27 protein-coding genes, 3 tRNA genes and 1 pseudogene are annotated in these 26,544 nt (G+C 36.1%); 7 read left to right on the forward strand and 24 right to left on the reverse strand.

The genetic code is table 11. The annotated features are described in order from the left end of the window. Positions 1–4: 4 nt before the first annotated feature. The 4 genes from GKP30_RS21150 to GKP30_RS21165 form a co-directional block, all read right to left on the reverse strand. Entirely contained in the window at positions 5–1,156 is a 1,152-nt protein-coding gene (locus tag GKP30_RS21150) for a Ger(x)C family spore germination protein (RefSeq protein ID WP_216831453.1), read from the reverse strand. After that, the gene (locus GKP30_RS21155; protein WP_216831454.1) at positions 1,146–2,246 is read right to left on the reverse strand and encodes a GerAB/ArcD/ProY family transporter; all 1,101 of its coding nucleotides are present in this window, start codon (positions 2,244–2,246) and stop codon (positions 1,146–1,148) included. Before GKP30_RS21155 ends, GKP30_RS21150 begins: the two co-directional genes overlap by 11 nt. Further along, a complete protein-coding gene (locus tag GKP30_RS21160) occupies positions 2,236–3,756 on the reverse strand; it encodes a spore germination protein (protein WP_216831455.1) in 1,521 nt (506 codons plus the stop codon). The genes GKP30_RS21155 and GKP30_RS21160 overlap by 11 nt, the downstream gene beginning before the upstream one ends. A 134-nt stretch (positions 3,757–3,890) precedes the next feature. Then, complete coding sequence (locus GKP30_RS21165) at positions 3,891–4,151, reverse strand: metal-sensitive transcriptional regulator (RefSeq protein WP_209125174.1); 261 nt, start codon at positions 4,149–4,151, stop codon at positions 3,891–3,893. Between the two features lie 332 nt (positions 4,152–4,483). Here GKP30_RS21165 and mgtE point away from each other — a divergent pair, with 332 nt between their 5' ends. Both mgtE and GKP30_RS21175 read left to right on the forward strand, forming a co-directional pair. Next, complete coding sequence (gene mgtE, locus GKP30_RS21170; protein ID WP_216831456.1) at positions 4,484–5,842, forward strand: magnesium transporter; 1,359 nt, start codon at positions 4,484–4,486, stop codon at positions 5,840–5,842. A 205-nt stretch (positions 5,843–6,047) separates the two neighbouring features. Continuing rightward, positions 6,048–6,635 carry a YitT family protein gene (locus GKP30_RS21175; RefSeq protein ID WP_216831457.1) on the forward strand — a complete coding sequence of 196 codons (588 nt, stop codon included), beginning with the start codon at positions 6,048–6,050 and terminating at the stop codon, positions 6,633–6,635. Between the two features lie 199 nt (positions 6,636–6,834). Here GKP30_RS21175 and GKP30_RS21180 read toward each other — a convergent pair whose 3' ends face one another. The 4 genes from GKP30_RS21180 to GKP30_RS21195 form a co-directional block, all read right to left on the reverse strand. After that, the gene (locus tag GKP30_RS21180; RefSeq protein WP_216831458.1) at positions 6,835–7,965 is read right to left on the reverse strand and encodes a hypothetical protein; all 1,131 of its coding nucleotides are present in this window, start codon (positions 7,963–7,965) and stop codon (positions 6,835–6,837) included. 1 nt (position 7,966) lies between these two features. Beyond that, complete coding sequence (gene sigX / locus GKP30_RS21185) at positions 7,967–8,500, reverse strand: RNA polymerase sigma factor SigX (protein WP_216831459.1); 534 nt, start codon at positions 8,498–8,500, stop codon at positions 7,967–7,969. Positions 8,501–9,047: 547 nt separating this feature from the next. Beyond that, the gene (locus GKP30_RS21190) at positions 9,048–9,242 is read right to left on the reverse strand and encodes a transposase (protein ID WP_216831460.1); all 195 of its coding nucleotides are present in this window, start codon (positions 9,240–9,242) and stop codon (positions 9,048–9,050) included. A 184-nt stretch (positions 9,243–9,426) separates the two neighbouring features. Further along, positions 9,427–9,846 (reverse strand): universal stress protein, encoded by a 420-nt coding sequence (locus GKP30_RS21195; RefSeq protein WP_216831461.1) that lies wholly within the window; start codon positions 9,844–9,846, stop codon positions 9,427–9,429. A gap of 346 nt (positions 9,847–10,192) precedes the next feature. On the opposite strand from GKP30_RS21195, the gene GKP30_RS21200 reads away from it, so the two are divergent. Continuing rightward, positions 10,193–10,795 carry a DedA family protein gene (locus GKP30_RS21200; RefSeq protein ID WP_216831462.1) on the forward strand — a complete coding sequence of 201 codons (603 nt, stop codon included), beginning with the start codon at positions 10,193–10,195 and terminating at the stop codon, positions 10,793–10,795. Between the two features lie 61 nt (positions 10,796–10,856). Here GKP30_RS21200 and GKP30_RS21205 read toward each other — a convergent pair whose 3' ends face one another. Continuing rightward, positions 10,857–11,276 carry a hypothetical protein gene (locus GKP30_RS21205; protein WP_216831463.1) on the reverse strand — a complete coding sequence of 140 codons (420 nt, stop codon included), beginning with the start codon at positions 11,274–11,276 and terminating at the stop codon, positions 10,857–10,859. A 45-nt stretch (positions 11,277–11,321) separates the two neighbouring features. Next, on the reverse strand, positions 11,322–11,435 hold the full coding sequence (locus tag GKP30_RS24065; protein ID WP_216831464.1) for a KxYKxGKxW signal peptide domain-containing protein: 114 nt from the start codon (positions 11,433–11,435) through the stop codon (positions 11,322–11,324). Between the two features lie 151 nt (positions 11,436–11,586). Here GKP30_RS24065 and GKP30_RS21215 point away from each other — a divergent pair, with 151 nt between their 5' ends. Together GKP30_RS21215 and GKP30_RS21220 are read left to right on the forward strand one after the other, a co-directional pair. Then, the gene (locus GKP30_RS21215) at positions 11,587–11,778 is read left to right on the forward strand and encodes a hypothetical protein (RefSeq protein ID WP_216831465.1); all 192 of its coding nucleotides are present in this window, start codon (positions 11,587–11,589) and stop codon (positions 11,776–11,778) included. A 142-nt stretch (positions 11,779–11,920) separates the two neighbouring features. Next, positions 11,921–12,724: an alpha/beta hydrolase family protein gene (locus tag GKP30_RS21220; RefSeq protein WP_216831466.1), complete on the forward strand. Its 804-nt coding sequence runs from the start codon at positions 11,921–11,923 to the stop codon at positions 12,722–12,724. A 60-nt stretch (positions 12,725–12,784) separates the two neighbouring features. Here the strand turns inward: GKP30_RS21220 and GKP30_RS21225 are convergent, their stop codons facing one another. The 3 genes from GKP30_RS21225 to GKP30_RS21235 form a co-directional block, all read right to left on the reverse strand. Further along, entirely contained in the window at positions 12,785–14,332 is a 1,548-nt protein-coding gene (locus tag GKP30_RS21225) for a peptide chain release factor 3 (protein WP_216831467.1), read from the reverse strand. An 81-nt stretch (positions 14,333–14,413) separates the two neighbouring features. Further along, positions 14,414–15,412 (reverse strand): Gfo/Idh/MocA family protein, encoded by a 999-nt coding sequence (locus GKP30_RS21230; RefSeq protein ID WP_216831468.1) that lies wholly within the window; start codon positions 15,410–15,412, stop codon positions 14,414–14,416. Between the two features lie 140 nt (positions 15,413–15,552). After that, entirely contained in the window at positions 15,553–16,470 is a 918-nt protein-coding gene (locus GKP30_RS21235) for a YncE family protein (protein WP_216831469.1), read from the reverse strand. A gap of 149 nt (positions 16,471–16,619) precedes the next feature. Between GKP30_RS21235 and GKP30_RS21240 the strand changes: the two genes are divergently transcribed. Next, on the forward strand, positions 16,620–17,456 hold the full coding sequence (locus tag GKP30_RS21240) for an MBL fold metallo-hydrolase (RefSeq protein ID WP_216831470.1): 837 nt from the start codon (positions 16,620–16,622) through the stop codon (positions 17,454–17,456). A 67-nt stretch (positions 17,457–17,523) separates the two neighbouring features. On the opposite strand, the pseudogene GKP30_RS21245 reads toward GKP30_RS21240, so the two are convergent. Beyond that, positions 17,524–17,839, reverse strand: a pseudogene (locus tag GKP30_RS21245) (YbjQ family protein). Between the two features lie 184 nt (positions 17,840–18,023). On the opposite strand from GKP30_RS21245, the gene GKP30_RS21250 reads away from it, so the two are divergent. Next, a complete protein-coding gene (locus GKP30_RS21250; protein WP_216831471.1) occupies positions 18,024–18,479 on the forward strand; it encodes a DinB family protein in 456 nt (151 codons plus the stop codon). 48 nt (positions 18,480–18,527) lie between these two features. Here the strand turns inward: GKP30_RS21250 and GKP30_RS21255 are convergent, their stop codons facing one another. From GKP30_RS21255 to GKP30_RS21300, 10 genes are all read right to left on the reverse strand, one after another. After that, complete coding sequence (locus GKP30_RS21255; RefSeq protein WP_216831472.1) at positions 18,528–18,731, reverse strand: small, acid-soluble spore protein, alpha/beta type; 204 nt, start codon at positions 18,729–18,731, stop codon at positions 18,528–18,530. A 176-nt stretch (positions 18,732–18,907) separates the two neighbouring features. Then, on the reverse strand, positions 18,908–20,710 hold the full coding sequence (gene glmS / locus GKP30_RS21260; protein WP_216831473.1) for a glutamine--fructose-6-phosphate transaminase (isomerizing): 1,803 nt from the start codon (positions 20,708–20,710) through the stop codon (positions 18,908–18,910). 454 nt (positions 20,711–21,164) lie between these two features. Next, a complete protein-coding gene (gene glmM / locus GKP30_RS21265; RefSeq protein ID WP_216831474.1) occupies positions 21,165–22,511 on the reverse strand; it encodes a phosphoglucosamine mutase in 1,347 nt (448 codons plus the stop codon). A gap of 25 nt (positions 22,512–22,536) precedes the next feature. Further along, a complete protein-coding gene (locus tag GKP30_RS21270) occupies positions 22,537–23,787 on the reverse strand; it encodes a CdaR family protein (RefSeq protein ID WP_216831475.1) in 1,251 nt (416 codons plus the stop codon). Beyond that, positions 23,780–24,601: a diadenylate cyclase CdaA gene (gene cdaA / locus GKP30_RS21275; protein WP_216831476.1), complete on the reverse strand. Its 822-nt coding sequence runs from the start codon at positions 24,599–24,601 to the stop codon at positions 23,780–23,782. The genes GKP30_RS21270 and cdaA overlap by 8 nt, the downstream gene beginning before the upstream one ends. A 131-nt stretch (positions 24,602–24,732) precedes the next feature. Next, positions 24,733–25,371, reverse strand: a complete 639-nt coding sequence (locus tag GKP30_RS21280) for an anti-sigma factor family protein (RefSeq protein WP_216831477.1) — start codon at positions 25,369–25,371, stop codon at positions 24,733–24,735. Between the two features lie 13 nt (positions 25,372–25,384). Next, positions 25,385–25,948, reverse strand: a complete 564-nt coding sequence (gene sigW / locus GKP30_RS21285) for an RNA polymerase sigma factor SigW (protein WP_216831478.1) — start codon at positions 25,946–25,948, stop codon at positions 25,385–25,387. Between the two features lie 204 nt (positions 25,949–26,152). Then, positions 26,153–26,228: transfer RNA gene (locus GKP30_RS21290), tRNA-Ala, on the reverse strand. 11 nt (positions 26,229–26,239) lie between these two features. Next, positions 26,240–26,313 (reverse strand) — tRNA-Gly (locus GKP30_RS21295). Between the two features lie 75 nt (positions 26,314–26,388). Then, positions 26,389–26,463: transfer RNA gene (locus tag GKP30_RS21300), tRNA-Gly, on the reverse strand. Positions 26,464–26,544 lie beyond the last annotated feature (81 nt).

The following is a 26,544-nucleotide window of genomic DNA, read 5'->3' on the forward strand; positions in this document are numbered from 1 at the left end:
GGATTTATCGGCCAATCTTTTGTTTATCATATTTACCACGTTGCCCTGTATTCGAAATATTAAAAGAGACATCAATCTCAAATTGAGCGTTACGCCATCCTGTTTCTTTCCAGTTTAATGTTTCAAAGTATGACGGGGCAGTTGCCCAGACCCGATGACCTAATAGCCACGGCTCTACATTAATTTCTTGCATTTTAGCAATTGTTCGCTCTATCTCTCCCTTAACTTCTTTTTCCATTTTTCTCTCTAATTTAGTTATGAACTCTAAATCGGTAAATTCCTTTACCGTCGCTACGTCGATGACCTCTGCATCTCCTTTGACATCTATAAGAAACTTGACTGGTTTTGATTTTTTATAATCGATATTTGCTATTAAATTCATTCGAGTCAACGATACCGTTATCTTCACTCCATTATGATCTAACACCGTCGTGTAATTCATTGAACTTATATCATTATCATGTAATAACTCACCTATACCAACCTCACGTTTAAGAAGTTTCCCTACCATTTTATAATCCTCAAACACAGCCATTCCTTCGATTTCCATTTGATCTCCTTTTGGCCTTGCTATAGGCAATGATGATGCCCCAGAAATCATATTACTATCTCGTAGAAATTCAAATAATTTCACCCCTTGAGCTCTTGCCATTTTTTGATCAGCATCAAAAAAACGGCTTAAATAAAGGGCTGGTAATTGGACAAGCGGTGATTCCCTTTTAATAAAATCCGTTGCTAATTCATCTTCAACAACTAGCAGATACACTTGATTAGCGACTGTTGTTTCACGGTCCAAAAAATTGATTACTTTTTCAAGGTCTTCTCTTGCAATTGCTTCAGATATAGCTACTGCTTTTAAGTGACCAAAAAAGAGAACAGTCGGGGTGAGTGACTCAATTTGAACAATTGCATCCCAGATCGTATCTGCTTCTTCATGAAAGGATTCAAATTGCCTGCCTACAGCCATTTCTTCTCCTTGTCCAAGTCCTTCAGTGAGAATTGGTAGTTGAATGGTCACAGCGTAATTCTTTTCCTCACCTTTATCAATCGCCATTCCAAGAATCATCGAGCGTTGATCTAACTCCCTTGAATCTGGAACACAACCATTACAAATGAGAAGTAATAAAGCAATGAATAGAAGGCGTTTAACCATCATGTGTAGCTCCTCCTCTCTTTTTCCTAAATAAGAAGTAACAGAGAAGTATCATAGGTAATAAAAACGAGTATATTAACGTGTTTACATGATAGGGGCGCCACGACTCATTTGTAAAATCTGCTGTTGCTACTATACTTATAAAGAGAATAAGTATATAAGTTACCACCCACTTCGTAGGGTGAATTTTAGGCCAAGCAATCCTTGCTAAGTAAACCATAAACCAAACGTGGATGATGACCATTTTGTAAAAAGCAATAATCCAAAAACTTACAAAAAATAAGTCAATTCTCTCTAGCACGCCTGCTTCTCCACCAAACGTTTGAACAAGAGCGATAAAAGGAGATAGTAATGCTAAACTTTCTTCAAATCCGAAAATACCAACTGCTACTAGACTTAAAACCACATAAGTAACCATAACAAAAATAAGACCGTAGTTCATTGAGTGCAATACTTTTTCTTTCTTTTTCACATGACTCACAAATGCAAGCAGTACAAAGACACCAGCATAGCGAATCGTGTCTGATAATGTACTGAGTGAAAAGGTAATTGGATCAACCGCAATAACTGGTGGAATATAGATCCACCTGAATTGTTCCCCGAAAAATAACGCGACTAAAAAAAGTAAAATAATAACGTCAAATAAAACAAAGAACACTACAAACCTTGTAATCGCAGCGACTCCATAATAAGCTGCGGCACCCACTACCAGTAAAAAGCTTCCTACAATAATCCCCCTGGGCGTTTCAGGAAGTAAGTACGTTTGAACAATTGTATCCATTCCTTTAATTACAACTACTCCACTATATAAAGTGCTTACAATGAAATAAATAACGGTTAAGTAAAAAATAAATTTAGGCAGTTGTTTCTTGGATTCTAAAAACAAATTCTGACTTTCATATTTCTGAACAAATCGATGAATTAAATAAACAAGAATGAAATATGGAATAACACCGACAATAAGCTTTAACCAAGCACTTCGAATTTCTTCCCCAGAGACAAACGGAAGAAATACTAATCCAACACCAAATGTTGAACAAACAGTAAACGCAAACAGATCAAAAGAACGAAAAATTTTTTCATCATTTTTCATTTGTTTCACCTTCTTCTTGTCTTGCCTCGGGATTTAATCTAAAAAACGTATTTATTGCTTCTTTTACATTTAAAGGTGCAAAAGGTGTTAAGTACGGTTTCGAAACCGAATGTAATGCACACAGATGAATAAACAATAAACAAATGATGAGGGTAAGACCGTATAGCCCTAAAAATAATGTAATAATAAGTAACACGTAACGAACAACTCTCCATGTTGATGCAATCTCCCAAGATGGTGCAGTAAAGGAGGCAATTGCAGTGAATGCTATAACGATAACCATCGTGCTACTGACAATCCCCGCCTCAACCGCTGCCTGCCCTATTACTAAACCTCCGACAATACCAATCGTCTGTCCAATAAAACTCGGTAATCGAATACTTGATTCAACAAGGACATCGAGTGCAAACATCATGAGAAGTGCTTCAAACCCTGCTGGAAGCGGAATGTTATTTCGTGATGCTGCCAATGTCATAGCTAATGTAGTTGGAATTAATTCGGGGTGAAACGCAACCAATGCTACATATACTGATGGAAACATCGCTGCGACAACAACACAGGCTATACGTAGAAACATAATAAAACTATGACTCCATGTTGAAGACTCGTCATTGTCATCACCCGTTTCATAAAAATTAATTAAAGAAATAGGCAATATTAATGAAAAGGTTGAATTATTTATGAGAATAGCAACTTTCCCTTGTGTTAAGGCAAATGCAACCCGATCTGGCCGCTCCGACTTCATTGTGAGCGGGAATGGAGTCTTAGAAAAATCAACCAAATACTGACTTAACATTTTAGAGGTTAAAATTTGGTCGGTCCTTACATTCTTTAGACGTTCTTGAATTTTTCGTACGACAGCTGGGACAGCGTATTCTTCAAGAAAAACAAGAGCCAATTGTGTATGAGTAACTGAACCAACTTGGTATTTTTGAACTTTCAATCTTGGATCAGGAAAGTACTTTCTCATAATTGCAACATTCTTATGAACATCCTCAATAAATCCAATCTTTGGTCCGTACACCTGCTGTTCCGTCGATGGATTTTGAAGGCTTCGCGTTTCCACATCTCCGAGTGCGATCGTCACAGGTTTATTTCCTGAAAAGTGACATATTACTTCTCCACGCATACAACGTTCAAATAATTCCTGCCAATTCTTTGGTTCAAAGTATTGAACCATATTCATTAGATCGCCTAGCGAATCCACATTTATGTTCTGTTCACTTTTGCTACGATCTGTAATCGGCTTGATAATACTTTCTTGAAACATACTTGTGTCAATGAGTCCAATAAAAAAATAGAAATACACTACGTGACCTTCCGTTATTTTAATTTCCCGAATATAGAAATCATCCATATTCTCAAAGACTTTAGTTACGGTATCTTTCACACTATTAATATCACTTGTAATGTGATTTATATCTTTTAGACCAATTTTTGTTCTAAGGTAATCATTATAATCATACGTATTAAATTTAGGTTGTTTTTTCAATTTATTTAAGAAGAACATACTAAGCGCTCCATTTCTTACTTGTTCTCCCTTTATTATGTGATTTTTAAAGCATCGTATACTTCTTTGGTTTCATCCTAATAAAACAAAAAGACTGACTTACAATGAAGTCAGTCTTACTTAACATTTTTTTATTATCTACTTTTTACTAATAAATTTACGGCTTCTTTAATCGTTTCTTCTGTATTTTCCCCATTCTCAATCTGTTCTCGAATACAAGCTTCTAAATTCGTACTTACGACAACTCCAATTGCACGGTCAAGCGCATTACGTACTGCAGCCATTTGTCCGACAATATCTTGACATTCTTTTTCTTCTTCCATCATTTTAAGGATGCCGCGGACTTGACCTTCAATACGCTTCAATCTATTCTTCACTTTATCATCGTATTTCATGCCCATCTCTTACGCCCCCAATTAACATTTTTTTCATTATACACTATTCCTATTTGTTTAACATCTAATTCAAGGTTCTCTCATTAAAGTATTACACATACTTGTATTTTTATAATAAAAGCTCTATTAACGTTGAATGTTCACTTTGGCTCACTATTAGAACTTATATTTCACACACAATGAACATTAAACCAACGATTTTTAAAGCATGCTTTAACATAGAAAAATTATTTACTAATCGAACATATTCTAGTACATTTTAATAGTGCTTTATCCAATCCAATAAAACAAACCTTGCATAGAATACACAACGAACTAAAGTGGGTGATATTATGGTGGCTAACATGTCAGAAGACCAAATGCTAGTTTTGGTCATTAAATATTTAAAAGAGTCAAAGCGAAATGCCCTTCAGCAACTATTAGATGAGCTTCACCCTTATGATTTTGCCCAATTATACCGCGGCTTACCAGATAAGCATCACCACAGATTTCTAACATTTTTAACACCCAATCAAATCGCAGCTTTAATTGCTGAATTAGAACGCGACCTACAAATTGAAATGCTACACAAGCTCGGTATTGAACGATCATCAAAAGTTATGGATTTAATGGATAATGATGATGTTGTTGATTTATTAACCGACCTTTCTGGTGATAGAATTCAAGAATTTCTAAATGCAATGAAGCAAGAAGAATCAAATAATGTTCGAGATTTAATGAACTACCCTCCCGACACTGCTGGGGGATTAATGACCAACCAGTTTATTTGGATTAAAGAAAATTATACCGTTCGTGAAGCTGTTGATAAAGTTAAAGTTTATGCTGGTATATCAGAAAACATCTACTATCTATATGTCATTAATGAAGATAGAAAGCTTGTCGGAGTTGTTTCTTATCGTGACCTATTAATTGCCCATATTGATGATAAAATCTCCGATATCATGTTTAGTCGTGTCATTTCTGTACCAGTGGATGCCGATCAAGAAGATGTTGCTCAAATCATTGAACGTTACGATTTTATTGCTGTCCCTGTCGTTGATAGTGATCATACCTTATTAGGGATTATTACAGTCGATGATGCCATCGATGTCGTTATACAAGAGGCGAACGAAGATATTGAGAAGTTATCTGCTTCTGGTAAAGACATCGACTTCAACACAAAAGCGTTAACAGCATCAGCACGGCGGCTCCCATGGCTTATATTACTTTTGTTTATTGGTCTCGTATCAGGGCAAATTCTTAGTAGCTTTGAGGAAACATTAGATCAAGTCCTTGCACTTATCTTCTTTATGCCGATGATTGCTGGTATGACAGGAAATACAGGTACACAGTCACTTGCTGTTGTTGTAAGAGGAATGGTAACAACGACTGTTGACAGAAAAACAGTCATTAAGTTAATTTTCCGGGAACTTCGAGTCGGAATTACGATTGGAATTGTTTGTGGTATTCTCATTCTCCTTATTGCTTTTATTTGGCAAGGTAGCTTAATTCTAGGTGTAGTCGTTGGAGTATCTTTATTAATTACTTTAATTGTCGGGACGATGGCTGGAACAGTTATTCCTCTTACGTTATACAGGCTGGGGGTAGACCCAGCGGTAGCATCTGGACCGTTAATTACAACCTTAAATGATATATTTTCACTATTAATTTACTTCGGTATTGCTAGCGCTCTTCTGTCCCATCTAATATAACTATCATTTTTAAAATGCGCCTGCTTCATTAAACGAAAAAACTCTTTTAAAAGAATTTTCGACTCGTAAGCTACTGCAATAAGGGAGCCTGACTTATTTAAAAGCCGGGCTTCTTTGATTTTAGTTCTAACATAATAAGACATGCATATACCTTACTTATTAGAGAGCCAAGCTCCTAAACTCCTACAAGCGAAAGGTGCTTCTCATGATTAAACGTTTTTTTGCTGTTCTGTTTGGTAGTCTTTTAATAAGTTACGGTATTAATCAGTTCTTCATTCCACACCATATTCTCGACGGAGGGATGATTGGAGTAGGATTAATCATTCATTACGTGTGGCAGCTCGATGTTGGAATCACAATCATTTTATTAAGCATCCCTATTTATATCTTTGCCTGGAAATATTATCGTGCTTTCTTTTATTATAGTATTCCAGGTTTTCTCGTTTCGTCTTTTTTCATTGATTGGTTTCGTTTTCTAGCAATACCTTATGAAATAAACCCACTTTTAAGTGCGATTTTGGGTGGGCTTATTTTAGGCGCTGGGGTGGGCATTATGTTTCGAGTTGATATTAGTACAGGTGGCCTTGATTTACTTGCGCAAATGATTGCTGATTTCTCTAAAATTAATATAGGCATTATGATTTTCATTATTGACTTTATTGTCGTTATTGGAGGTATCTTTGTGATTTCCCCTACAGAAATACTTTTGTCAGTAATTGCTGTAACAGCAACAGGTTTTTCAACTATGCTACTTACTTTAGATACTCATGGCTCCAACCACTCCTCATTTTAGTATTTTCGACACTTCATTTCCCGGGAAAGCAATGTTCGACTAATAGCATTTCCCGTTTTGTCGAAATGTAAAGAGATAGTAAGATTTTTAGATTTCGCCTTGCGTATTGATCTATAAAACATCCAAAAAGCAACAAAGTATGCGATAACAAATACAGTAATAAAGGGCAGTCCTATAATAGGCTGCCCTTTATTACTAATTAACGAAAAGCAATTCCATTTGGATATATATTTGTTGGAACGGCTTCATCTAAGTTATATGGACCCAGCTCATTTACTCCCGTATTACTAAAGGCAACTTCCTCAACATTAAAATCTTTTGCTGTTAACAAGATTGCTTCTAATAACATTAAGCCATCAGGATTTCCTGCAAGATTAGTTCCAGGCTTAAATGAAATAGTCACAGGTTGACCTGTCTGGTATTCCATCTGTTCAATCTCTAAACCTTCTACCAGATTAGATACCATTGGCTCAATGATGTCCCCAAGCGACAGCCCAACAACTTCCCCCAGTCCACCAGCAATTAAAAACGTTCTTCCTGTAAAATTCTCATAGACTGTGTATCCTGCAGGCGGGCTCGAAATTCCCTGATTTTCCATCGGACCATACTGACCGATGTCAACTCCTCTTTGACCGTCAACTAAAACGTTGAAGTATTCATACCCTAATGGGGCTAACAACATCTTTAATGGCTCAATTAACATAGTTTCGTTAGCAGATCCGGCTAGTATTTGTGGGATATTCACATCAACCGTTGTAGTCGAAACTTCCTCCATCGTAATTCCTTTAAGTGGTGTATCGAGAAGGCCTACATGCGTTGGATCGTACTCTTCTAATATGGCCGCAATTTGATTTAAGATGGTATCATCATCTCGTACGATAAAGCTTAATGGCACAATAAAATTGGCCTGGTCGTCAAGGAATGGCACCGTAACAACTCTTTGATTGGAGTCAAGATTGTCGCCTAGTATCGCGGGTATATAATTGGTATACTCCACCGTTTCATCTAATGCTTCTTCTACAACTTCTTGCGTATCTTCTGCATCAATCCTAAACATCTCATTTACTACTTCAGCTTCTTCGCCGCTTGGTAAAGCTTCTTCCATTTCGTTATTTAACATCATTGGGATTAATGCAAATAAAAGGACAGCAGCTGTTGCACTTGCAATAGTTGGCATTAACCATTGCCTTCGTCTTTTCTTAGGAGCAGTATTCATTTGCTTTTTTATATTTTGAAAAATAACTTCTTTTGATCGCTGGTCTTCGATTTTTGGTAGTTGCTTTAGCTTATTCTCCAACTTATCAAAATCAAAGTTGTCTTTATTGTCCACATTATCCCTCCTTTACAGCTTCAAGGCTTGACTGTCCTACGTAATCCTTTAGAGCTTTAATTGCTCGATGTGTTGTTGTTTTTACTTTGCTTTCAGACCATCCAAGAACTTTTGCTGTTTCAGTAATAGTTAGTGACTGAACATATCTAAGGATAATGACCTGCTGCTGGTCAGCAGAGCACTTTTCTAACCCTTTATAAATTAGACGTAATTCTTCTGATTGCGTTACAACATCCTCTGGTAAAGGAGCTGTATCTCGGATATCTTCTTTTTCAATTGGGCCCAGTAAACCTAACCACTTTCTTTTCTGACGATTTTGTTTCCTTATCCAATCGATAGCAACATTTCTTGCTATGGAATATAACCATGTCTTTTCACTACTCTTCCCCTCAAAAGACACATAAGATTGGAGAACCTTTATATAAACTTCTTGAACTAACTCTTCTGCTGTTTCCCGACTTCTTACCATATAAAAGATAAATTGAAATAATGACTGATGATACTTTTCATACAAACGATCGAATGTGCTCTCCAAAAAAGGACACCTCCCTTTAGTTAGACGATAAACAGCTGTATCAGTTACAAAAAAAACACACAAAAAAAGCCCAAAAGGGAGAATCCTTGTGAGCTTCGTGCACAATTTTTTGTTTATCTCCTTGAGATAAGAATATGTGAAATTATGGAAATTAACAACAGAAATTATTCGACAATTCTACTGCCAATAATCCAATATAAAAAACCGTAGAGTAAAGCAATTCCTGCAATTAAAAGAAATAATGCTTTATTGGATAATTTCAAACTCCATCCACCACCCTATTTATTATTGATCCATTATAGCATAGTGAGTGGATAAAGAGAATGAACGCTCAGTTAATAGCAGATACCACTAATCTATATAAGTAAATGTGGGCTCATTAAATCAATAAAATAAGCCCAAAACCAACTAACTATCAACCAAATTCTTTTGACTTTCTAGTAAAAACTGATTAAGCGCTCACAAACTCCAGATAAGTACCTCATAGAAAATAGGACAAATAATAGAAGATGACTAGTAGATTATAGATTGACTGTATACTCATTCATTAGCTTTCTTCAAAAGCAATATTATTTCTTAAGCGCCTCTTTTGAAACTTGCCCGATTGGTATTCAACAACCCAACGGTGAACTAAACCTACGCTTAATACATACCTCCTAGCAATTAATGATTTATTCCCAGACTCGATTGCTTCTTTCACCACCTTTACCTTAAACTCCTTAGAATAACTTGCTCGCTTCAATACTCATCCCCCATTCCATCACCCTATTTTGTAAACGCTTTCATTGTTACCTATAAAAAAACAACCTCTTTTAGGCTGTTTTTCGTTATTACTAATGTATATGTCTGAATTTTAAAAAAATAATGACAATTTGTCAAGGTTTATAACATTACAATTCTATTAAAACCATTACATTTAACTTGTGTTATTTTACAATCATAACTGGACAAGTTGCGCGCTTTGCGACTTTATGGCTTACACTCCCCAAAACCATTTCTTGTAGTGTATTTAAACCTCTACTACCAATAACAATTAAGTCAAAATGATGCTCATTGGCATATTTAATAATTGCAGGTGCTGGCTCACCTCGTATGATCTTTATTTCATAAGTAAGGTTCTCACTCTTAGCTTGTTTCTCAACCTCACTAAGCTTCTCTTTCCTTTGGGCAATTATTCCTAAAGCATCCCAGTTTTTTAAGACATCGGCTTTAGACGTACTTCCATCTACCACATATAATACTGTTATACTTGCTCCAGTAGTACCTTTTGCTATAGCAATCGCTTTTTCAGCAGCTCTTATTGAATGCGCTGACCCATCAGCAGGAAGCAGAATGCGTTTAAACATATGGGACCCTCTCCTTTAAATACTCTTTTTATATTTTTATCTGTGTTATTAATGATCTTCGGACTTAACTCAATTCTTAAATTTCCTCTATCAATGTTTTGTTTCACAATCGTTAGTCTAAGCTAGTATGTATGATACTTACTACTTTTTTCTTATCTAGATTATACCTTATATGATCTAGAAGTTCATTCGCCAATTGACATACCAAGCCCATTCTTGGTTAACGGTCCAATAGCCAGCCAGCCAGAAAAAAGTATTAAAAATTTCTCGTTTACGAAATTAAAATTTAAAGTTTATAATGAATTAACATTGTAGGCAAAATCCTGATTAATGATTGAGGGAAATTATGGAGTTATTTGAGTTTTTGATTATGAAGTATGGCTATATTGCCATAATAATAATTCTTGTAGGAGGAATTGTTGGCCTTCCTATACCAGATGAAGTTTTACTCACATTAATTGGTTATTATACATATCTTGGCAAAATGTCTTATGTATTGGCTTTATTGTCAGCCTTCTTAGGTTCAGCTATCGGAATATCGATTAGTTATTTCTTAGGTGCAAAACTTGGGTTGCCGTTTTTAATGAAATATGGACCACGTTTTCATATTTCACATAAAAAGATTGATTATACTCAACGGTTATTTTATAAGTATGGACCTATACTCCTGTTCATCGGTTACTTTATTCCTGGTGTGCGTCATATTACTGGATACTTATCTGGGATATCTAAATATAAGTTTACGAAATTCTCTTTATTTGCGTATACAGGTGCTTTTGCATGGGTGTTTATCTTTATCACACTAGGACAGGAGCTCGGTAGCAAATGGTACATAGTAGAGAGATACTTTTTAAAGATTGGATTAGTTTTATTTATTTTGCTTATCCTAATTAGTATTTACCTTATTGTTCGATATAATATTTTAAAAAAACGATTAGATAAAAAATAGCAACACTCTCTGAGAAAAAAAACGAAAAAAAGTGAGGAACTATGCTCCTCACTTTTTATTATTATTCTGCTGATGCTGCTTCAATTTCCTCTTTAAGCTCATCTACTGTATCAAATAACCATGTTCCAGTTAACTCTTCACCATCAAAAGCAACTGCAACATAACCATCTTCAACTTGAATGATATCTACTTTATAAGCACCATATTCTTCTTTATCTGTATCAATTGTATCAATATAGCGAATTTCTTGAGCAGAACCCCATAATAGTAATTCAGCTGCATAAGAACTATAAGTTTTTCCTTCGTGTGCTCTTTCTTTGAACTCGTCAGCTGTTAAGTAGCCCACTTCCTCAACCTCTGCTACTTCTTCTGTTTCTGTTGCACCGCCTGCTTGTTCTGTTTCCTCTAAAGGTTCAGTGTCTGCTGTTCCACAGCCAACTAGTAACATACCAGCTGCCATAACCATTAAAAACTTTTTCATATCTGTTTCATCCCCTATATATTTCAATTTTTCTCTCATCGGCTATTATATAACAAAAAGAATTTTGAGATAAAGTAGAAAGTTTTTACTTTTATAAAGTTTAAATCTTCTCCAAAATATGACTTTTCTGAAAGTGATTTTCCTTTTAGCCTTTTTCATTTACTTTTTTCGATAATTTGACGATTATTATTTGTAAATCCATATTTATTTATTCTAAGTTATCATGTATTATATAAAATTGTATGGTTAATTACTACTTCACTTTTTAATGTATTTTACATAAAAGATATCTTCATAGGAGTCGATAGTTATGCAAAAAGATAAAGTTCGTGGTGTAAGTATTCACACTACGGGAGAGGGTTTAGCTTACTATATTCATTATGACCAAAACGGTACAAAACATGTAGATAAGCAAATGTATGAGGAAGCTATTGCTTCACTTCAAAAGTGGGACCACCAAATTGATCAAAATAAAACCGAGATTAGAGCTTTAAAGCTCTAATCTCGGTTTTTTTTTCGTAACTTTGCAAAATAAATGACAAAGTATTATCTCACCTTTAAATTCATCTTGAAAAAGGTATAGCTTCCCTTTATAATAAAACCAAGTAAACTAATATGATTAATTGTAATTGGAGGCAGTTTTTATGATTAAGCCTGTTTATTTTTCATCAGGAAATACGTTGTTATCTGGTATGATTCACTTTCCTAAATACTCATTAAAAGAAGCCGTCCCCGCTATCATTTTTGTACACGGTTTTGTCGGGAGTAAAGTTGGGGAGCACCGACTTTTTGTAAAAGCAGCAAACTATTTCTCAGAACGTGGATTTCTTGTTTTCCGCTTTGACTTTAGCGGCTGTGGTGAAAGTGAAGGAGATTATGGTCAGGTCACATTAACAAAACAGGTTAAAGAACTCCAATCAGCAATTGATTATGTGTTATCAATTGATCAAGTGGATCCTAACTTATTAACAATCGTTGGTCACAGTTTAGGTGGGGCCGTTTCCTCTATTACAGCAAGTAGAGATGAGCGAATAAAACAGCTTATTCTCTGGTCTCCCGTTGCTAGGCCATATAAGGATATCGTTCGAATTACTAGCCATGAGGCTGTCAGCCATGCAAATAAAGAAGGAGTTTTTGATTACCAGGGGTTTAACTTAAGCCAGTCATTCTTTGAGGATCTTAAGCTCCATCATCCATTAAAATCAGTTCACAACTATAGAGGACCTGCATACATCATCCATGCTGCCTTAGATCAGGATGTACCTTCTGAAAACGCCTTAGATTATTATCATGCTTTAAGAGGCAGAGGTGCTCCTACTCATTATTCATTTGTTCAGGAGGCAGATCATACGTTCTCGAGCTATTCCTTTGAACTTAAATTATTTGATTATACATCTCAATGGCTTTCTGAAATAAATGCTACGCAGAATAAGGCTGAAATTATATAGATCAATCGCTCAACGTAAAAAGCTGACACCTCTTAGTAAAGTGTCAGCTTTTTTTATCCCTTAAAATAACATATCCCAACCAGATGAAAGCTTTATCTCTGGATACTTATCAATGAACCAATTATACGTAAATTCATTTTCAAATAAGATAACTTTGCGATCATGTAAATCCTTAACGAGTAGCTTTCGACTATCTGTCATTCTGTCAGTTATTTCACCTTCAACTACCCATCTAGCAAGAGAATGCGGTAAATAGCTTAATTCAATATCAACATTGTATTCATTTTTCATTCGATATTCAAACACTTGATACTGTAATTCACCGACAGCTCCTAAAATATAATCATCAAAATAAGGAGTTCGGTATAACTGTATCGTTCCCTCTTGAACTAGCTGATGAAGCCCTTTATGAAAATGCTTATGTTTTAGCGCATTTTTCGCTATAACTTTGGCAAATCTCTCTGGTGGGAACTGTGGCAATTCTTCATACTGAAAAATTTCATTACCTGTTAATAATGTATCCCCTACTTGGTATACTCCTGAATCGTAAATTCCAATAATGTCACCTGCATAAGCATCATCAACCGTTTCTCGCTCCGAAGCAAAGAACTGATGGGACTGGGCTAGCTTAATCCTTTTCCCAGTTCGTGCAAGGGTAACATCCATACCTCTCTCAAAAGCACCCGAACAGATACGTAAAAACGCAATCCGGTCGCGATGTTTTGGGTTCATATTGGCTTGAATTTTAAAAATAAACCCAGAGAATTGTGGTGAGTTAGGTTGTATCTCTCCATTTGAGGATTGTCTAGGCTGTGGTGGTGAGGCTAGTCGTACAAATTGATCAAGGAAGCCTTGAACCCCAAAGTTACTTAATGCACTCCCAAAGAAAACTGGAGTCATTTTTCCTTCTCTTACTTTTTCCATCGAAAAAGAATTTCCCGCTTCATCAAGAAGCATAATATCTTCTTCTAGCTTTTCGGTTTCATAATCGCGAAGATTGGCCTCTTCTAGACTCACAACTTGATGTTCTTGCCCTTCTATAAATACTTCAACTGTTTGATCTGTCCGGTTATAAATGCCCTTTAAAGTCTTTCCCATTCCAATCGGCCAATTCATTGCGTAAGTTTCCATCTCTAGCACTTCTTCAATTTCAGCTAATAAATCTAGCTGATCTTTTCCTTCACGATCAAGCTTGTTTATAAATGTTAAGATTGGAATTCCTCGCATCTTACATACTTTAAACAATTTTAACGTCTGTGCCTCTATACCTTTTGTACCATCAATAACCATGACTGCCGTATCTACTGCTGTTAATGTACGGTACGTATCCTCACTAAAGTCTTGGTGTCCAGGCGTATCTAAAATATTTATTTGAACTCCTTCATATTCGAGCTGCATAACACTCGATGTGACAGAGATCCCACGTTGCTTTTCAATCTCCATCCAGTCAGATGTAGCATATACACCTGATTTTTTTCCTTTTACTGTTCCAGCTTTTCTAATTCCACCACCGAGTAAAAGAACTTTTTCAGTCAATGTTGTTTTCCCAGCATCTGGGTGGGAAATAATTGCAAATGTCTTTCTCGGTAATACTTCTTGTTTACTCATTCGATTGCTTCCTTCCTGTCTTGCTCTTATCCCAATAGTATAATGAAAGTTTTCATGACATACAAACTAATTTTTTGTTATTTAAACAATGTCGACACTCTTATTTTCTATAAGTGACTGAAAGCAAGCATCGATAACCTGCATATTTTGTATAGTATGCTTTTCATTACTTATTAGCTCTTCTTTATCCGTTAAAATAGCTTTTGAAAAATATTCAATTTGAGCACGGTACTGGTCTTCTACTTCATGTTCTAAACGAGTGCCTTCTTTAGTAATAATTTTTAATTCTCCTACACCGTCTTGCTTATCTGGACGAAAGGCATGAGGTACTATTATTTTTCCTTTTGTTCCGATTACTTCATAAGTATTACTTGGATGTTGTTCAAAACTACTTGTAAATGTTGCCATCACTTTATTTTGAAAAGTCATAACTCCTTGTACAGTAAGATCCACCTCATTTCCTTCATCTATATTCCCTTTACAATAGACAGAAATCGGTTCATCCTGCAAGATAGATCGGATTGCATGAATACAATAACAACCAACATCATATAAGCTGCCACCACCAAGGTTTTGGTTAAGGCGAATGTTATTTCCCGTTATATCTAGCAAATAGGTAAACGTCGAATTCATCTGTTTAACTTCTCCAATTTCACCTGATAACAAAATCTCTCTGACTCTGTGGTGTTGCGGATGAAATTGATACATAAATGCTTCTAAAAATTTAACCTTATTTTGATTACAAACAGATAACATCTCTTTTACTTCATTACTAGAGAGCGCTGCTGGTTTCTCACAAAGTATATGTTTTTTGTTTAACGCTGCTTCTATCACCCACTTTTTATGTAATGAATTCGGTAGAGGAATATAGATCGCATCGATGTTTGGATCTAATAACAATTGTTCGTATGAGTCATAAGCTTTCGGGATGTTAAATTCTTCTGCCGTTTGCTTGGGTGCTCTTTTTTGACTACCGATAGCCATTATATTTGCATTATGGGCTTTCTGGATAGCAGGAATAATTGCTTTTTTTGCAATACCAGCATCACCTAAAATACCCCAATTTATAATTTGTTGCATTTTTACAACCTCCAGTTTGTACAGCCATAGAAAAATCCTATCATGTATTTATTTTTCTACACAATAGGATCTTCTATTTATAGTGCTACTTGACTTTTAATATTTTTATCTGTCAAAGTATGTTGTTAAACGTTAACGAGTTATTTTTTCAAGTATGCAATTCCATCAGGATGGATGCCAACTTCAATTCGGTCTTCTTCTTTTAATGTCTCCATATTAATAACAGAAATATCATTGGTTTTATTGTTAGCTACAAAAGCAAGTGTACCCTCTTCATTAAATACAGTACCTCCAGGCCATACACCTACACGGATTCGTTTTACTTCCCACGGTCGAACATTTCCTTTAAGTTCGTGAGCCGTTTCTATGATCGATAAGTCACCAGACTCTCGGTTAGGAACTAACGCATATTTTCCATCGGGTGAAAAGACGATACGAATAGGAACATTCCCTACACGACGCTTATACTCAATTTCAAGTGTCTTTGTATTCATAACGTATAAATTATTATCACCTTGATTAGCTACATATAAATGCACACCATTTGGATGAACAGCAACTCCCTCTGGGGCTTTACCAACAGGAAAATGGTTAACAATCTCTTCTTTTTCTGTATCAATAACCGTCATATTATCAGAACCAATATTCGGGATATAGACCGTTCTTCCATCTGGAGAAAATGAAATCATATGTGATAATTTCTGATATGTAGGAAATACCTTTTCAATTTCATCAGTATCACTATTAATAATAAATACTTTCTCACTATAAGTTGATGCCATATAAATCTTCTTTCCATCACTCGTTACTCCAAGGCCATGTGGGAAGTTGAAGTCAGGATGCTCTAGTGTTTTTACGATTTCAAATGTATCATTGTCAATGATATTTATTTTATTTCCTAATGAACACGTAACGTACGTTTTTTTACCATCTGGAGTTACAACTACTTCGTGTGGATTGTACGCGGTTTCAATTGTCTTTTCAATATTATTTGTCTTTAAATTAACAATAGAAATCGTATCTTCTTCCTTATTAAGAACAATTAGATATTCTTGCATATGTTAATACCTCCTAAAAAAGTTTCGCCACCCTAAATGTATCATTCTTACTAATTCTACACAAACAGTTAATACTGCTTAATTGATTTTACAAATTTGTGGTAAAATATAAACTGAATAATCATTCATAGAAAATCTAGGTGATCATTTTGAAACTTTTTAAAACAATTTCAACACACGACGAAGTAACTTGTCTGCATGGAACAATCAAGAAATTTGGACGAAGCTTTACATTTAATGTTTATTACGTGGATGGTTTATTAATTGATACAGGGCCAATGTGTGTAAAGGATGCAGTGCTTGAATTTGCAAAAGACGTTCAACCCAAACAAATTATTCTTACACATCATCATGAAGATCATGCTGGCAATGCGGCCGCTTTATCTAAACTTCTTAATATACCAATAAAACTTTGCAAACTGTCAGCTGATTTACTCCAGAACCCTCCTTCTATTCCTTTTTATCGACGATTAATCTGGGGGAAAAAGTTAACAGCAGTTCATGGGGAGATCGTTGAAACCTCGATTGAAACTGAAAATCATCAGTTTTCGATTGTTAAAACACCAGGACACTCTACCGATCATATTTGTTTAGTAAATGAAACAAATGGTTGGCTTTTTGCAGGTGATCTGTTTTTAGGTAAGAGGCTTTTATATGGAATGAAAGGTGAATCGATACCACAATTATTCACTTCGGTTAATCATATTTTAGACTATCGTTTTGATACAATATTCTGCGGGCATGCAGGCATTGTAGGACATGGGCACGAAGCACTTGAAGCAAAGAAAAAATTTCTTCAAACGCTCATATCTGAAACGACCTCTCTTTACAATAGAGGTTGGAGTGAAGATAAGATTACTAAAAAACTACTATCACGCCAATCAGCCATACAGCTTTTCTCTGGTGGTGAAATGGCGCCTAAGCACCTCATACACTCGATCATTGATTCGATCACTACGAGTAACCATATACAATCCATTAAATAAAGTGAATGTCTCATAGGTGTCGTTCCTGAGCAGGTTTGACACCTTTTAAAAGTCATTCACTTTTTTACTATACTTTTAACTTTACAGCCGTCCCGCTCGCTATACACATCATCATACCATCCCTTAAGGTTTCAAAGTTAAGATCGACTCCAACGACAGCATCAGCCCCCATCTTACGTGCTCTTTCAACCATTTCCTTAATGGCTAGCTCACGCCCTTCAGCAAGTTTACTTTCATAGGCTCCACTTCGACCACCAATAATATCGGTTATACCTGCTAAAAAGTCCCGTACAACATTAGCCCATTATAGCTTCTCCACTAACAATACCGTAGTAAGACTCAATTTCTCTTCCTTGTAAAACATGTGTCGTTGTTACGATCATTGGTCTTTCGCCTCCACCATTATTTAATTACAAACTAAATCTATCCTATAAATAATTTACTATAATTACCATCAATTCAGCACTATTTTATTTTCTGCCTCTTACCTTGAGCATACTATTTCCCTTTTGACTAAAAATCAATTACAATATTATCGGAATTATCAAAAAAATGAGGAGTGGTTACATGGCTTTAACTGCATTTACATTTGCTCGATTCGCCAATATTCAAGTTCTTAATGCTGCAAAAGAACATCAATTAGACGCAATACCAGAAGGGTTTAATAATTCAATTCGCTGGAATGCTGGACATGTTCTAGTAATCGCGGAAAGTGTGTTAAGACACTCTGAACATTATGAACCTGTTTTACCTAGTCTATATAAAAAATTGTTTGATATGGGGACAAAGCCGTCAGAATGGACAGAGGAAGCACCATCTGTTGCTGAAATAGTTGAAATGTCTCAAAAGCAAATAGAAGCCGTTCAGAAGTTAAGTAGCGAGCATGGTAATGCTACTTTTGCTAAACCATTTGTTTTATTTGGAACCAGTTTTGATAATGTTTCAGACGCTCTTAGTTTTATTTCATTTCATGAAGGACTCCACTTCACCACTACTAAATACTTATTAAAGAAAACTAAATAGCGCAATAAAAAAATAAGAGGAAGAGTATATACTCTTCCTCAAATACTATTATCTTTGATAACCGCTAAGTTGTTGCTCAGCCATCTGTACTAAACGTTTCGTAATTTCCCCACCTACAGAACCGTTTGAGCGGGAAGTAGCGTCTGCTCCGAGTTGTACACCGAATTCTTGTGCAATTTCCATTTTCATTTGATCAATTGCTTGCTGTGCATTTGGTGCTACTAGTTGGTTTGAAGAATTGTTGTTTGCCACTAGAAATCAACTCCTTAATAAGATTTAATTATATTGTTTTCTAGAGTTGTGATTTTAAACATGGTAATTTATTCCCTAATATAGATTTATGCTTTTAAAAAAACGAGACCGTTTTGGCCTCGTCTTTTTAGACTTCTTTTCTTCTTGTATCATCCATACCCTACAAGTATGTCGTATTATTCAACAGTTACAGATTTTGCTAGGTTACGTGGTTTATCAACGTCACAACCGCGATGTAAAGCTGCGTAGTAGGAAATAAGCTGTAATGGGATTACACTCACTAGTGGAGCAAGGTATTCATGAACATTTGGAATAACAAATGCATCATCTACATCCTCTAAACCTTCCATACTAATAATACAAGGGTTTGCACCACGAGCTGCAACTTCTTTCACATTTCCGCGAATACTTAAGTTTACATGGTCTTGTGTTGCTAACGCAATCACAGGTGTCCCATCTTCTATTAAAGCAATCGTACCATGCTTTAGTTCTCCACCTGCAAAACCTTCCGCCTGGATATAAGAAATCTCTTTTAACTTTAGAGCTCCTTCTAGACCGACAAAATAATCAAGCCCACGACCAATAAAGAAACAATTACGAGTCGTTGATAGGAAATCACGAGCTAATTTTTCAAGTGTTTCTTTTTGGTCACATAAAGCTTCAATAGAAGTAGCAACAAGACTTAGCTCGTAAATTGGATCAAAGTCAATATCAATTCCTTGAGCTTTAGCAGTGTCTACAGCTAAAATAGCAAGAACAGCCATCTGTGCTGTATAAGCTTTTGTTGAAGCTACCGCAATTTCTGGTCCTGCATACGTATGAAGCGTATAATTAGCTTCACGTGATAAGGTTGAGCCAGGAACATTCGTGATTGTTAGTGCACGATAGCCAAGCTTTTTCACATTGACTAAAACGCCACGACTATCTGCTGTCTCACCACTTTGTGATATAAAAATAAAGAGTGGGTTTTCCGATAAAATCGGCATGTTATATAAAAACTCACTTGCAATGTGAACTTCTACAGGTTTATTTGCAAGTCGCTCAATCAGTTGCTTACCTACTAGACCTGCATGATAACTTGTTCCTGCTGCAATAATATAAATACGATCTGCTTCTTTCATCGCTTCTCGAATATTATTATCTAATTGGATCTTATCTTCACTATCTTTATATTTAGATATGATGTTACGAATAACAACTGGTTGCTCATCAATTTCTTTTAACATGAAGTGCGGATACGTACCTTTTTCAATGTCACTTGCATCCAACTCCGCTTTAAAAGGGTCTCTAGAAATTGTTACTCCAGCTAAGTTTTTAATTTCGATGTTGTCACGAGTTACAATAACAATCTCTTGATCCATTAATTCAACAAATGTGTCTGTGACTTGTAACATCGCCATTGCATCACTAGCAACAACATTCACATCTTCACCGATACCAACTAAAAGAGGACTTTTATTTTTTCCGACATAGATCTTCTCTGGATCTTTCTCATCAATTAATGCTGCCGCATACGACCCTTTTAGTAATGATAATGTTTGACGGAAGGCTTTTTCTACCGTTTGGCCCTCGTTAAGAGATTTTTCAACTAGTTGAACAATAACTTCAGTATCTGTGTCACTTTCGAATGTAACGTCTTGTAAGAAGTCACGCTTAAGTTGTGCATAATTTTCAATGACTCCGTTATGCACAATCGTAAAACGATGTGAAGTACTTTGATGAGGATGAGCATTGATTTTACTCGGTTCACCGTGTGTTGCCCAACGTGTATGACCGATTCCAACCGTTCCATTAACATTCTCATCTACCACTTCACGTAGGGTTGCAATCCGTCCCTTTTCTTTAAAAAGGTGCACACCCTCTTCATTTACAATCGCAATTCCTGCAGAGTCATATCCACGATACTCTAGTTTTTCTAAACCTCTTAATAGGATTTCTTTAGCATCTTCCGTTCCGATATATCCAACAATTCCACACATGGTTCATTTCCTCCTAATCTGGAGGCAAGGAACACCCATGTTGATTTACTTATCCTTAGGGCATAATCTTGCCCCCACTCATCTAAATTCCTTAATGACACCAATGCTTTTGATTTTGTACAGAAAGTCACCTCTCTGCTTTTTACAAAAACTTTCGGTTGTGATGTTCAACCGAGGGGCATCCGCCGATCTTCGATAAACCCCTTCCTCGTCAACTATTCATTTCCCTAGAATAGTTCAGGCGCTTCAAAAATTAATAAAGTTGTCTGACCTCCTCTCTTTTTTCAAAGTCAAAGATAATCATACAATATGACGTCAAAAGTGGTCAATCGATTTCCTAATTAAATTATAAAAATGTCAATTGATTACAATCATTTACCACTTTTACTAATAATAAAAAATGAGTCATATAGTAAAAAATATGCAAAAGCGGCACGTCTTGTGCCGCTTTTTCCTATTCTACTAATCCCATTTGCTCTCGCACAACATCTGCGATTTCATTCACAAACTGTTCACAAAGTTCTTCTGTTTTAGCTTCTACCATAACACGAACTAAAGGTTCTGTTCCCGATGGGCGTACAAGCACTCGGCCATTACCGGCCATTTCTGCTTCTACTTTCGCAATCACTTCTGCCACTTTTTCATTTTCCTCGACGGCGTTTTTATCCGTCACGCGAATATTTACGAGAACTTGAGGGAATTTTTTCATCTCACCTGCTAGCTGTGACAGTGGTTTTCCAGTTGCCTTAATGATATTGACTAGCTGTAGCGCTGACAGCATCCCGTCGCCTGTTGTAATATGATCAAGGAAAATAATGTGTCCTGATTGTTCACCACCAAGGTTATAACCGCCCTTTCTCATTTCTTCCATAACATAACGATCACCAACACCTGTTTGCTTCGCTTCAACACCAATTTCTTCTATTCCCTTATAGAACCCTAGATTACTCATTACTGTTGAGACAACTGTATTATGCTTTAACCAACCTTGTTCTTTCATATATTTAGCACATATATACATAATTTGATCGCCATCAACAACATTTCCTTTTTCATCAACTGCAATTAAACGATCGGCATCCCCATCAAATGCAAGCCCAATATGTGCTCCTTTATCTACAACTAAAGACGCAAGTGCTTCTGGATGTGTAGACCCGACTCCATCATTAATATTAATTCCGTTAGGTGAAGTGCCCATTGTAAAGATATCTGCCTCTAAGTCGGCAAATAGATGTGGAGCTAATGAAGATGCTGCACCATGAGCACAATCAAGCGCAATACTTAAGCCAGAAAAGTCTTCCTGTACAGTTTGTTTTAAAAACTGCAAATATTTTTGGCCACCTTCAAAGTAGTCATTCACCTGACCTAAATCCGAACCGACTGGTCGAGGTAATGTATCTTCTTCATCTAAAAGAGTTTCTATTTCTTTTTCTTGAACATCTAATAATTTAAATCCATCTGGCCCAAAAAATTTAATTCCATTGTCTGCAACGGGGTTATGAGAAGCTGAAATCATAATTCCAGCCTGTGCACTCAATGCTTTTGTAAGAAAAGCAACACCTGGAGTAGAAATAACCCCGAGCCTCATCACTTCTGCCCCAATTGAAAGCAACCCAGCAACGAGTGCTCCTTCAAGCATCTCACCAGAGATACGAGTGTCACGTCCAATTAATACTTTAGGCTTTTGTGTATTTTTAGTCAGAATATATCCACCAGCACGGCCTAATTTAAATGCAAGTTCTGGGGTTAGCTCGGAATTAGCTACACCACGTACTCCATCAGTTCCAAAATATTTACCCATGAATTATCTCTCCTTAATAAATCCCTTATTGATCTTCTTCTTCAATTTCTTCTACTATAATTAACGCTTTTTCAAATTCAGTTACAAATAATAAGTTTTGTGGGCCAACTACTTGTATATCAACTTCATGTTCTCCTGGAGAAAGTTGGTTTATATCTACAAATGCTTGAATATCTCCCCTACTCACTTTATCTAAAAGTGCTCGTGAACCTCTGAGTATAATATCAGTAGCTTGATCCTCAGGGATTAAAAATTCAGCTGCATATCCTTCAGGTAACCCAGTAATTTCAACTGGTATATCTTCAATGGTTAAGGTCTCTTCTACACTTAACTCAACAGTTACATTGATAACCTCTGGATCTACCTTTTCCACTCCACGGGGCTTTGTTACGTTTAACTGTACCGTTTGACTTTGTGTAATTTGACTTAGATCTAATACAATTCCTTCAATCAAGGATATATTGTTTAAAACATCTTGTGGACCAAAAATTGTAACTACTTTTGGTTCGACCGTCAACGAATTAATACTTAACCCTTCAGGGAGTTCGCCTTCTTTAGTTACTTTCACGGGAACCTCTTTGAATGGACTTGTAACCGGAATACGTACATCCACTACAGAAGGGTCCGTATCTAGGTGCAGCTCATTACCAAAATGATCGTAAAGCTTCACAGGTGCACTTTTTTCTAGTGTCCTATCCGCACCTTTTACATCTACATAAACCTTTGCTATTGCTACTTGGTCAATAAATTCTTCTGCAGCCGTAACTTCAACATTTACTGGGGTAACAATTGGTGTACCAATGGAATACCCTTCTTCGATTTCATTTGAATTAACTAGTTCCACTTCTACTGGTAAAGAAACTGTTTTCTTTTCTTGCAGAACAACACGCACAAATTGCGGCACAATTGAAACCGTAACATCATTAGGGAACCCTCGATGTTCAATACTTACGTGATGCACACCAGCTTCTCGGTCCGTTAAATCAACATATACCTCATAAGATGGGCGTGTGAATTGAAAGAGTGTTATTGAGCTTTGAGGACCCTTCAAGTTCACTTGGACACTCTCTGTCATTTCGGTCACTGCAAATCGTTCTTCATCATAGGTCGCTGTAACATCAACTTCCTCTAATGTATAAGTACCAGGGCTTACTGGAGGCAGTACGCCTGGGGGTTGATTATGTAAGTTATCATAGTTCACCATCATAAAAAGCATTAAAGCAATGAAAAATGAAATAATTTTTACAAACCAAGGACTATTAATAAACTTATCCATTTTTCTTACCTCCCCATTGCCAACGAGAGGATGTAGTTGATGCTTCAGTAATTAGTTCTTTTTCTAAAAGATGCCGTAATTGTTCTTCATTCAAATCGCGGTGAAGTTCTCCATTCTTTGTAAGAGACACATTCCCGGTTTCTTCTGAAACAACAATCGTGATACTATCAGTAACCTCACTAATACCAAGCGCTGCACGATGTCGTGTACCTAATTCCTTTGAGATAAATGGATTTTCCGAAAGCGGAAGGTAACACCCAGCAGCTAATATCGAATTTTCCTTAATGATGACTGCTCCATCATGTAAAGGAGTGTTCGGTATGAATACATTAATTAATAATTCTGATGTTAATTTCGCATTCATACCAATCCCTGTTTCAACATAATCATTCATTCCCGTTTCTCTCTCTATAGAGATAAGAGCACCAATTCTCCGCTTAGCCATATAACTCGATGCTTTTAAGATAGCTTCAATCGATTTTGTGGCTAATTCCTCTTGTGGTGCATTTGTTCTCGAGAAAAACCGCCCTCTACCTAATTGTTCTAACGCTCTTCTAAGCTCAGGCTGGAAAATAATAATGATTGCTAGTAAACCATATGTCACCGTTTGTGTCATAAGCCAATGAAGTGTACGTAAACCTAAAATATTACTTAAGAACCAGACAGCTAATATAACTGTAATTCCCTTTAGTAATTGGACGGCTCTCGTACCCCGAATAACCATAATTAACTTATATATGACATAGGTGACCAGTAATATATCAACTATACTTCCTAAATGTCTAAGAAATTGAATTTCACCGTCAGGAAACATGCTTGTATCCTCCATATATTAATAAAACATAACTGTAAATTATATTAAGTAGCCTTTTCATTATAACATAAAGAAATACCTCAATATTTTTGCTTTTATGTTCAAACTATAAAACATAATGAAATCTTTATTTATTTGTTTTCCCGATCAAATACATTGATCACTTCTAACAAAAACTCCTTTATATGATACCAAGTCCAGTCCAATACCTGGTTAATTTCTTTTATTTCACCGCTTACAGATCCAGCAGATGCCAAATACTGCTCACTATTAATTAGCAGTACACTTCCTTTGATCTCTCCAGCTACTTCAAGTTTTCCATTGCGTATCGTTAGATCGCCTTCAACTACTTCACCTTCTGGGACAACAACTGTTCCCGTTTCCTTATCAATCTGGATATTCCCAGCACCAGAAACCATTAGTTGCCCTTCTTGATGGTTCCAAAGAGATACAACGCTAGATGACATAAATATTAAAAATAAAGCAGCAGCTACTAAAAAAGGATGGCGTCTCATCCACCTTTTCCATGTACGCGATGTCGTCTTTTTATACTCTGGTAATTGCTTTAACACATTAGCTGTAAAATCTTTCGGTGCAGAAATATGAGAAGCACTTTGAACAAATGCAATCGTACGCTTTAATTCTTTATGATGTTCATTACAAGCTTCACATTGTTTTATATGTTCATAGAGATCTGCTCGTTCTTTTTCACAAGCTTCACCATCAAAGTATTTATGCATTAAGGATACATACTTTGGCTCACAAGCCATATTAAATCCCCCTTTATTTATTTCGCATTCTCTTTCTTAAAGCTTCTCTCCCTCTATGTATTCTTGTTTTTACCGTCGATACAGGTAAATCTAAAATATCACTAATTTCTTTTAGGGAAAGATCTTCAATGTATTTGAGTATGATCGCCGAACGATACTTCGGAGGAAGTTGATTTATTTCATCCTGAATCCATTCTTGCATTTCAATTATTACTACCTGCTCTTCTGGTAAATCTTGATCGGCTGCAATTTGAGACTGAACCGTCAAACCTTCACTACCAGAGATCGGATCACTTAAAAAATAGTCTGGTTTTTTCTTTCTTAAACGATCAATAGAAAGGTTTGTAGTAATTCTAAAGAGCCACGTAGAAAATTTGCGAGAAGTGTCATAGCTATCAATGTTAGTATAAGCACGTAAAAAAGCCTCTTGTGCAATATCCTGTGCCTCATGTACATTACCGACCATACGGTATGATAGCTGATATACTTTATCCTTAAACAATTCTACAATTTCTCCAAACGCTTGTTGATCGCCTTTTTTTACTTCTTTTATTAACTGCTGTACTATTCTATCCATTATTTATTACCTCCGCTTAAATTGCGGTTAGTTTATATACGAACCACTCAAGAAAAAGTTTCACGTTTTTATGAATTTTTTTCTCAATATCTACTTCTATTTTACCATTTTAAAATGGTAATGAAAGGAAAGATAGAATAATAGTTTCAACTTTTACACAAATAAAAAATCCTTAGATATGTCATCTAAGGTTACGATTAATTTTGGTGGAGCCTAGCGGGATCGAACCGCTGACCTCCTGCGTGCAAGGCAGGCGCTCTCCCAGCTGAGCTAAGGCCCCTTATAAAGTTATGGAGCGGGTGATGAGAATCGAACTCACGACATCAGCTTGGAAGGCTGAGGTTTTACCATTAAACTACACCCGCATAATCACTTGTTTATTTTATTATTATAACACAACTCATAATATCAATCAAGTACGTGTAGATATTTACACCTTTTGGAGCGGAAGACGGGACTCGAACCCGCGACCCTCACCTTGGCAAGGTGATGTTCTACCACTGAACTACTTCCGCTAATAAAAATGGTGAGCCATGAAGGACTCGAACCTTCGACCCTCTGATTAAAAGTCAGATGCTCTACCAACTGAGCTAATG

It is taken from the genome of Alkalihalobacterium elongatum, assembly GCF_019024285.1.
Classification (GTDB): domain Bacteria; phylum Bacillota; class Bacilli; order Bacillales; family Bacillaceae_F; genus Alkalihalobacterium; species Alkalihalobacterium elongatum.